This is a genomic window from Priestia sp. YIM B13486 (assembly GCF_042787865.1).
Lineage (GTDB): Bacteria > Bacillota > Bacilli > Bacillales > Bacillaceae_H > Priestia > Priestia megaterium.
Window position 1 is genome coordinate 362284 of record NZ_JBHZOZ010000005.1, and the last position, 7780, is coordinate 370063.

Here is a 7780-nt window from a genome sequence, read left to right on the forward strand (position 1 = left end):
CACAGCCCCTATTACTACTACTATCTTAAAATATAATAAATAATAAGCTTTTAAACCTACTTTTAAGGAGGATTAATTATTATGAAATTTATCATACAGAAAGACTATCTAGTTCAAAGCGTTCAAGACGTTATGAAAGCTGTATCTTCTAGAACAACCATTCCAATTTTAACGGGGATTAAAATTGTAGCGACTGAAGAAGGTGTTACCTTAACAGGAAGTGATTCCGATATCTCGATTGAATCGTTTATTCCAAACGAAGAAGAAGGAAAAGAGATTGTTGATATCCAAAAACCAGGCAGCGTTGTTCTCCCAGCTCGTTTCTTTAGTGAAATCGTCAAAAAGCTTCCTAAAGACATTGTAGAATTAGACGTCCAAAGTCACTTCTTAACAATCATTCGTTCAGGAAAAGCTGAATTTAACTTAAACGGTTTAGATGCAGAAGAGTATCCTCATTTGCCACAGATCGAAGAAAACAATATGTTTAGATTACCGACAGACTTATTAAAAAACATGATTCGACAAACTGTCTTTGCGGTGTCCACCTCAGAAACACGACCTATCTTGACAGGTGTAAACTGGAAAGTCGATGGCAAAGAATTAACGTGCATTGCCACTGACAGCCACCGCCTAGCTTTGCGAAAAGCGACCATTGAAACTGGAAATGAAGCAACGTATAATGTGGTTATTCCAGGTAAAAGTTTAAGTGAATTCAGTAAGATCCTTGATGATTCTCATGAATTAGTAGACATTGTTATCACGGAAAATCAAGTATTATTTAAAACAAAACATTTACTATTTTTCTCAAGATTGTTGGACGGAAATTATCCTGATACTTCAAGATTAATCCCAGCTGATAGTAAAACGGATGTTATATTGAACGTAAAAGAATTCTTGCAATCGATTGACCGCGCTTCTTTATTAGCTCGTGAAGGAAGAAACAACGTAGTAAAACTATCTACGCTGGATGAGGGAATTGTTGAAATTTCTTCTAACTCTCCTGAAATCGGAAAAGTAATTGAAGAGGTACAAAGTCAGTCTATCTCAGGAGAAGAATTAAAAATTTCTTTTAGCGCAAAATATATGTTAGACGCATTAAAAGCGCTCGAAGGAACAGATATCAAAATTAACTTCACTGGTGCGATGCGTCCATTTGTCATTCGAACATTAGAGGATGATTCAATGCTGCAGCTGATTTTACCAGTGCGAACATATTAAATCTCAGAAAGCTACTAGCATGCCGTACTAGTAGCTTTCTTTTCTCAAGGAGAATTATTTAGTAAAATAGAGGTACATCATTAGAAAGTGAGAGAGTCGCATGAAAACAGAAGTTAAAATTTCAACTGAATACATTACGCTTGGCCAGTTTTTAAAACTAGCAGACGTCATTCAAACAGGCGGAATGGTAAAATGGTTTTTAAGTGAGCACGAAGTATATGTAAACGGGGAGCTAGAAGAGCGCCGCGGACGTAAATTATATGCAAATGACGAAGTGGATATACCGGCTGCAGGATCATTTGTTGTCATTACTTAAAGTTGGTGAAACGTTTGTATATTAAAGAAATTACTTTAACAAATTACCGAAACTATACGAAGACAACGATTCCTTTTGAAAATAAAGTAAATGTCATTTTGGGTGAAAACGCACAGGGTAAAACAAACGTGATGGAATCGATCTTCGTATTATCTATGGCTAAATCTCATCGTACATCCAACGATAAAGAATTAATTAAATGGGACTGTGAGTATGCAAAGCTATCTGGCATTGTAGAAAAGCATAGAGGGCCTGTTACACTGGATTTAGTCATCTCAACAAAAGGGAAAAAAGCAAAATATAATCACATTGAGCAGAAAAAACTCAGTCAATATATAGGGTCAATTAACACTGTCATGTTTGCTCCGGAGGATTTGAACTTAGTTAAAGGGAGTCCGCAAGTAAGGCGCAAATTTATCGATATGGAGATTGGTCAAGTTTCGCCTGTTTACATGCATGATTTAAGCAGGTATCAAAAGATTTTGCAACAAAGAAATCAATATTTGAAGCAGCTGCAGACAAAAAAACAAACGGATCTTTCACTTTTAGACGTACTTACGTTACAGTTAAGTGAAATGGCGGCGAAAATCTTAAAAAAACGTTTTGAGTTTTTACGGTTACTCCAACAGTGGGCAGAGCCTATTCATAAAGGGATCAGTCGAGACTTAGAAACATTAAAAATTGAGTATAAGAATTCAATTGATGTATCAGAAGATGCAGATTTGTCGAAAATGTTAGAAGCATATCATCAAAAGTTTGATAAAATAAAAAGTAGAGAAATTGATAGAGGTGTCACCTTAGCAGGACCACACCGTGATGATCTTCTTTTCTACGTTAATGAAAAAGACGTTCAAACATTTGGTTCACAAGGGCAACAGCGGACGACTGCTTTATCGTTAAAGCTTGCTGAAATTGAGTTAATTCATCAAGAAGTAGGTGAATATCCAATCTTGCTTTTAGACGACGTATTGTCTGAATTAGATGATTTTCGTCAATCACACTTGCTAAATACCATTCAAGGAAAAGTTCAGACGTTTGTAACGACAACGAGCATTGAAGGAATTCATCACGAGACCTTAGAAAAAGCCGCTACATACCACGTAGAAGCTGGCCAAATTCAAAAGGTCAAATAGCAATTGATCTGTCTAAAAACTTTTCGCAAGGCAATCTAACTGAAATATGATATCATTATAGTTTTAAGTCTATATATTTCAACTCGTACCCTCGATTATGAAAATTTTGTGCGTAAGTAAACAAATTGCAAATACATTAAAGGCTCCGTATTATTTCCACATAATATTCGAAAAACATAATACAAAATGATAAATACAGCAGTTTGCTGTTAAAAAAAAGTGTAGGTGATACATTTGACGATGGAACAAAAAGAAGTACAAGCATATGAAGCTGATCAGATACAAGTATTAGAAGGATTAGAAGCTGTTCGTAAACGTCCGGGGATGTATATTGGATCGACGAGCGCAAAGGGTTTACATCATCTTGTATGGGAAATTGTAGATAATAGTATTGATGAAGCGCTGGCCGGCTATTGCGATGAAATTAATGTTATTATCGAAAAGGATAATAGTATTACAGTCAAAGATAACGGTCGTGGAATTCCGGTTGGTATTCAAGAAAAAATGGGCAGACCTGCCGTTGAAGTTATCTTAACGGTTCTTCATGCCGGAGGTAAATTTGGCGGCGGCGGCTATAAAGTATCTGGTGGATTACACGGTGTAGGTGCCTCAGTTGTTAACGCACTTTCTACCTCTTTGGAAGTGCACGTACATCGTGACGGTAAAGTTCATTATCAAAAATATGAACGAGGTGTACCGGCTGCTGACTTAAAAGTAGTTGGAGAAACAGATAAAACAGGTACTGTTATTCAATTCCGTCCAGACAGTGAAATTTTTACAGAAACGCTTGAATACGATTTTGACACGTTAGCTAATCGTCTGCGTGAGTTAGCTTTCTTAAATCGCGGCATTAAAATTACGATTGAAGACAAACGTGAAGAAGATAAAAGACGTGAATATCACTATGAAGGCGGAATTAAGTCTTACGTTGAACACTTAAACCGTTCGAAAGAAGTGATTCACGAAGAGCCCATCTATATTGAAGGTAATCGAGACAACATTTCTGTAGAAATTGCTATTCAATATAACGATAGCTATACAAGTAATTTATATTCTTTTGCAAACAACATTCACACATATGAAGGTGGAACGCACGAAGCAGGATTTAAAACAGCGTTAACGCGTGTAATTAACGACTATGCACGTAAAAACAGCGTATTTAAAGACAGTGACGCCAATCTAACGGGTGAAGATGTTCGTGAAGGAATTACAGCTATCATCTCTATTAAGCACCCAGATCCGCAGTTCGAAGGACAAACAAAAACAAAGCTGGGAAATAGTGAAGCAAGAACAATTACTGACTCTGTGTTTGCAGAACACTTAGAAACTTACTTGCTAGAGAATCCTATTGTGGCGAAAAAGGTAATTGAAAAAGGTTTAATGGCTGCAAGAGCAAGAATGGCGGCTAAAAAAGCTCGTGAGCTTACACGCCGTAAAAGCGCGCTTGAAATTTCAAACTTACCGGGTAAATTAGCAGATTGTTCATCAAAAGATCCTTCTATTAGCGAACTTTATGTAGTAGAGGGTGACTCTGCAGGAGGTTCAGCTAAGCAGGGAAGAAGCCGTCATTTCCAAGCTATTTTGCCTTTACGTGGTAAAATTATCAACGTAGAGAAAGCGCGTTTAGATAAAATTTTATCTAATAACGAAATTCGTACAATCATTACCGCTCTAGGAACGGGTATTGGTGACGATTTTGATATTTCGAAAGCCCGCTACCATAAAATTGTGATTATGACAGATGCAGACGTAGACGGTGCCCATATTCGTACGCTTCTTCTAACGTTCTTCTATCGCTATATGAGACAGATTATTGAGCACGGATATGTTTACATTGCCCAGCCGCCTCTTTACAAAGTTACACAGGGTAAAAAAGTGGAGTACGCGTACAACGATCGTCAATTAGAAGAGGTATTAGCTTCTTTCCCTGAAGGCGCAAAACCAAACCTTCAGCGTTACAAAGGTTTAGGAGAGATGAATCCTGAACAATTATGGGAAACAACAATGGATCCAGAGTTCCGTACCCTTCTTCAGGTGAACTTGCAGGATGCAATTGAAGCTGATGAGACATTTGAAATTTTAATGGGCGACAAAGTAGAACCACGCCGTAATTTCATTGAAGAAAATGCTCAGTACGTAAAAAATCTTGATATTTAAATGAACGGTAATACCCTTTATATTTTTTATAAAGGGTATATAAACGTCAGGATAGAGATAGGTTCTATCCTGCGTTTACATATATATGAATTACTATACTGAACTTCGCGAAGGAGGTTCTTATCGATGTCAGATAAACCAAACTCTCAAATAAGAGAAGTAAATATTAGTCAAGAAATGCGCGCATCCTTTTTAGATTATGCAATGAGCGTAATTGTATCGCGTGCTTTACCAGATGTAAGAGACGGACTTAAGCCTGTGCACCGTCGTATTTTATATGCAATGAATGATTTAGGTATGGGATCGGATAAGCCATATAAAAAATCAGCTCGTATCGTAGGAGAAGTAATTGGTAAGTATCACCCACACGGTGACTCAGCTGTATATGAAACAATGGTTCGTATGGCACAAGATTTTAGCTATCGTTATATGCTAATTGACGGTCATGGAAACTTTGGATCTGTTGATGGAGATGCAGCAGCAGCTATGCGTTATACAGAAGCAAGAATGTCAAAAGTTTCGATGGAACTGCTGCGTGACATCAATAAAGACACAATTGATTACCAAGATAACTATGACGGTTCTGAACGTGAACCAATTGTATTACCTGCTAGATTTCCAAATTTACTTGTAAACGGTTCAGCCGGAATTGCGGTAGGTATGGCGACAAATATTCCTCCGCATCAGTTAGGGGAAGTCATCGACGGCGTTTTAGCTGTAAGTCAAGACCCTGATATCACAATTGCAGAGTTAATGGAGATTATTCCAGGTCCGGATTTCCCAACTGCAGGACAAATTCTTGGCCGCAGCGGAATTCGTAAAGCTTATGAAACCGGAAAAGGTTCTATTATTGTTCGCGCAAAAGTAGAAATTGAAGAACAAAGCAATGGTAAACAAACTATTCTTGTTCATGAACTTCCATACCAAGTAAATAAAGCAAAGCTAATTGAAAAAATTGCTGAGCTAGCCCGTGATAAGAAGATTGATGGAATTACGGATTTACGAGATGAGTCTGACCGTTCAGGTATGCGTATTGTTATTGAAGTAAGACGTGATGCAAATGCAAATGTTTTATTAAACAATTTATATAAGCAGACATCTCTTCAAACAAGTTTTGGTATTAATACCCTTGCATTAGTAGATGGACAGCCAAAAGTATTGAACTTGAAGCAATGTCTACAGTACTACTTAGACCATCAGGTAGTGGTTATTCGTCGTCGTACTGAATTTGAACTTCGAAAAGCAGAAGCACGTGCGCATATTTTAGAAGGTTTAAAGATTGCTCTTGATAATTTAGATGCTGTTATTGCTTTAATTAGAGGTTCTCAAACAACAGATATTGCACGTGAAGGATTAATGACGCAGTTTTCGTTATCTGAAAAACAAGCGCAAGCTATTTTGGATATGCGCCTACAGCGTTTAACAGGATTAGAGCGAGAGAAGATTGAAGCAGAATATCAATCTTTATTAGCGCTAATTGCTGAATTAAAAGCTATTTTAGCAGATGAAGAAAAAGTATTAGAAATTATTAGAGAAGAACTAATAGAAGTAAAAGAAAGATTCAATGACGGCCGTCGAACAGAAATCGTAAGCGGAGGAGCTGAAATTATCGAAGACGAGGATCTGATTCCTCGCCAAGATATTGTTATTAGCTTAACGCACAACGGCTATATTAAACGTTTGCCTGTTTCTACGTATAAGAGTCAGCGAAGAGGCGGAAGAGGTATTCAAGGAATGAATACAAACGAAGATGATTTTGTTGAACATCTTCTAACAACTTCTACTCATGATACGATTCTCTTCTTTACAAATAAGGGAAAAGTTTACCGTACGAAAGGATACGAAATTCCAGAGTACGGAAGAACGGCTAAAGGGATACCTATTATTAACTTGTTAGAAGTAGACAAGGGTGAGTGGGTAAATGCCATCATTCGCGTCGATGAATTTGTAGACGATTGGTATCTATTCTTTACTACAAAACAAGGAATTTCTAAGCGTACACCTTTATCTTCTTTTGAGAACATTCGAAATAGCGGACTTATCGCCTTGAATTTAAGAGAAGAAGATGAATTGATTTCTGTTAAATTGACAGATGGTAAGCGCGATATGGTTATTGGAACGAAGAAGGGTATGTTAATTCGTTTTAATGAAAATGATGTTCGTTCAATGGGACGTACAGCCACTGGAGTTAAAGGGATCACTCTCGATTCAGAAGACGAAGTAATCGGTATGGAGATTCTCGAAGAACAATCAGATGTCTTGATCATTACAAAAAATGGTTACGGAAAACGTACGCCGATTGAAGAATATCGTGTACAAACAAGAGGCGGTAAAGGTTTAAGAACATGTAATATCACTGATAAAAATGGTGATGTTGTCGCACTGAAATGCGTATCTCAAGAAGAAGATATTATGCTTATCACAGTAAGCGGCGTTCTTATCCGTGTTTCTGTTTCAGATATTTCACAAATGGGCCGTAACACACAAGGTGTCAAAGTCATCCGTTTAGGAGACGAAGAGTTTGTTTCAACGGTTGCAAAAGTACAAACTTCAGAAGATGAAGACGAAGTTTTAGATGAATTAGATGAACATGAAGAGACAGATATAATAATTGAAGCTGAAGAAACAGAAGAATAAAAAAAGCCCCTGAAAAAGCAGGGGCTTTTTTTATGTAAAAAACCTTGCCATAGGCTTTTGATTTTGGTAATATATAAAAAGTCAGCAAAACATATATAACTTTTTTAGTAGTTTTAAAAAAGTTATATAAAAGTGTTGACAACGATTCTTATAAAGTGTTATTATATAGGAGTCGCTTTAAGACAAGAGTTCTTTGAAAACTGAACGAAATAGTAAACGTCAACGTTAATTTTTATTTTTTAAATTGAGCAAGTCAAACATTTCTTCGGAGAGTTTGATCCTGGCTCAGGATGAACGCTGGCGGCGTGCCTAATACATG

5 protein-coding genes are annotated in these 7780 nt (G+C 37.0%); all 5 read left to right on the top strand.

Going from position 1 to position 7780, the window contains the following annotated elements; genetic code table 11:
- Nucleotides 1-81: 81 nt before the first annotated feature.
- The 5 genes from dnaN (at nucleotide 82) to gyrA (ending at nucleotide 7461) form a co-directional block, all read left to right on the top strand.
- On the top strand, nucleotides 82-1218 hold the full coding sequence (gene dnaN, locus ACFX4G_RS16505) for a DNA polymerase III subunit beta (protein ID WP_013054821.1): 1137 nt from the start codon (nucleotides 82-84) through the stop codon (nucleotides 1216-1218).
- A 100-nt stretch (nucleotides 1219-1318) separates the two neighbouring features.
- The gene (gene yaaA, locus ACFX4G_RS16510; RefSeq protein WP_013054822.1) at nucleotides 1319-1534 is read left to right on the top strand and encodes a S4 domain-containing protein YaaA; all 216 of its coding nucleotides are present in this window, start codon (nucleotides 1319-1321) and stop codon (nucleotides 1532-1534) included.
- Between the two features lie 14 nt (nucleotides 1535-1548).
- Nucleotides 1549-2667 carry a DNA replication/repair protein RecF gene (recF, locus tag ACFX4G_RS16515; RefSeq protein WP_043977615.1) on the top strand — a complete coding sequence of 373 codons (1119 nt, stop codon included), beginning with the start codon at nucleotides 1549-1551 and terminating at the stop codon, nucleotides 2665-2667.
- A 240-nt stretch (nucleotides 2668-2907) separates the two neighbouring features.
- On the top strand, nucleotides 2908-4824 hold the full coding sequence (gyrB, locus tag ACFX4G_RS16520; RefSeq protein WP_025752397.1) for a DNA topoisomerase (ATP-hydrolyzing) subunit B: 1917 nt from the start codon (nucleotides 2908-2910) through the stop codon (nucleotides 4822-4824).
- A 126-nt stretch (nucleotides 4825-4950) separates the two neighbouring features.
- Nucleotides 4951-7461 carry a DNA gyrase subunit A gene (gyrA, locus tag ACFX4G_RS16525; RefSeq protein WP_025752396.1) on the top strand — a complete coding sequence of 837 codons (2511 nt, stop codon included), beginning with the start codon at nucleotides 4951-4953 and terminating at the stop codon, nucleotides 7459-7461.
- Nucleotides 7462-7780: the final 319 nt, after the last annotated feature.